This window comes from Archangium violaceum Cb vi76 (assembly GCF_000733295.1).
In the GTDB taxonomy this organism is placed as follows: Bacteria; Myxococcota; Myxococcia; order Myxococcales; family Myxococcaceae; genus Archangium; species Archangium violaceum.
Genome location: NZ_JPMI01000092.1, coordinates 1 through 1708 on the forward strand (window position 1 = coordinate 1; position 1708 = coordinate 1708).

The window sequence follows — 1708 nt, forward strand, 5'->3', positions numbered from 1 at the left end:
CGTCGCGGGGCCGGTTTCGCTTTTCACCGATTCAATTCTGAACGCCTGGTGGCCAACCCAGCGGGGTTGAGCTCGGCCCATCGCGTCGAGCTTGACGCAGGGAGAGGTGGGGCACATGGGTTGACCATGGCTTCTCTGCCGCCATCTGGGAAGGATGTGTCCGGGAGGATGCTCGCGCTCGCCTTCGCGGCCGTCGTGGGGAGCTTCCTCGTGACGAACCTCATCGTTCAGCGTTCTTCCGCGGCTGTCGGTGCGCTCTCCGAAAGCATCATCTACAACTCGGCCCCGAGCATCGAGCACCTGGCGGTTGCTCGCAGGGCTGTTCTGGAAACCGAGCTGGCCCTCTCGCGTTTCATCCACGAGCCCCAGTTGCGTCCCGAGCTGGGACGGACCCTGGAGACCGCATCGGCGCGTGTGAAGCAGGGAACGTACGAGTACTTGAGTCTCCCGTCCTACCCCGGCGAGCAGGTGCTGTGGCTGGACGTCCAGGAGTCCTGGCAGCAGTTCGACAATGTCGTCCAGCAGGCGCGCGAGCTCGCGGAGTCCAACGCGGATGCCGAGGCCCGCGCGATGTTCAGCCAGAAGGTCGAACCGGCGGCTCGGCGCGTCCTCGAGGACATCACGCGTGCGATCGGGCTCAACGCCGTTCGCGGCCGCGAGCTGGCGGCGGACATCCGCGAAACCCGGCGCCAGACACTCTGGCTCTCCATCGGCCTCACCACGGTCTGTGTCCTCCTGGCCGTGGTCGTGGCGTGGCTGCTCCATCGCCAGTCGCGTGCGCGCCGCGCGCTCTTCGATGCGCATACGAGAGCCCTGGAAATGCGTGCCGCGGAGCTGGAGCAGTTCGCGGGCCGTGTCGCCCACGATATCCGCAATCCACTCTCCGCTGCCCGGATGGCCGCAGAGCTGGCGCTCCGGAAGAGTGTGGATGAGGCGGCAAGCCATTCCATCCAGCGCGTCATCCGCTCTCTCTCGAGAGCGGATGCGATCACCACCGCGCTCCTCGAATTCGCCCGGTCCGGAGCGAGGCCGGATCCAGGTGCCCGGACCGAGCTCCGGACGGTCATCGCCGATCTGCTGGGGGGATTCGCGGCCGAAGCGGAGCAGGCCGGTATCGAGCTTCATTCCGAGCCGGTTCCCCCCGTCCTTGTCGCATGCAGTACGGGGGTCTACCTGAGCCTGCTCGGCAACCTGGTCCGCAATGCGATCAAGTACATGGGTGACGCGCCGAGCCGGCGTATCACCCTCCGCCTGAGTGAAGCGGGGGCCTTTGTTCGCACGGAGGTCATCGACACGGGACCGGGAATCGCCGCGGAGAAGCTGCCCATCTTGTTCGAGCTGTACTTCCGCGGACAGCGCGGCGGTGCCGATGGGCTCGGACTGGGACTCGCCACGGTCAAGAAGCTGGCGGAAGGGCACGGCGGCCGGGTCGGTGTTACGTCCGAATGGGGCAAGGGAAGCACGTTCTGGTTCGAGCTCCCGCGTGCCGGTTCCTCCTGGGAGCCGCTCCACGAGGGCGATGACGCTCCTCCACCATCGCGGACGGAGCTCACGCATTGACCCCGTGGGTGCTCGTCGCCCTCCTCGTGCTCACGGCCCGTCCGTCAGGGCGGGGGAGTGGCCCGGAAAAAAATGATCCGGAAAAGGAGCAGGAAACTCCGCGGGGGCCGGGCCGATAATCAGGTTGTCAGGTAGCTGCTGCACCCCT

General features: G+C 66.6%; 1 protein-coding gene. It reads left to right on the plus strand.

Annotated elements, in window-relative coordinates; all coding sequences use genetic code 11:
• Positions 1–168: 168 nt before the first annotated feature.
• Positions 169–1560: a sensor histidine kinase gene (locus Q664_RS14555; RefSeq protein ID WP_052518101.1), complete on the plus strand. Its 1392-nt coding sequence runs from the start codon at positions 169–171 to the stop codon at positions 1558–1560.
• The last annotated feature ends 148 nt before the right edge of the window (positions 1561–1708 follow it).

Bases quoted from the DNA above. Each gene is read 5' to 3' on its own strand.
- Q664_RS14555 (WP_052518101.1), top strand. From the start codon at position 169: ATGCTCGCGCTCGCCTTCGCGGCCGTCGTGGGGAGCTTCCTCGTGACG.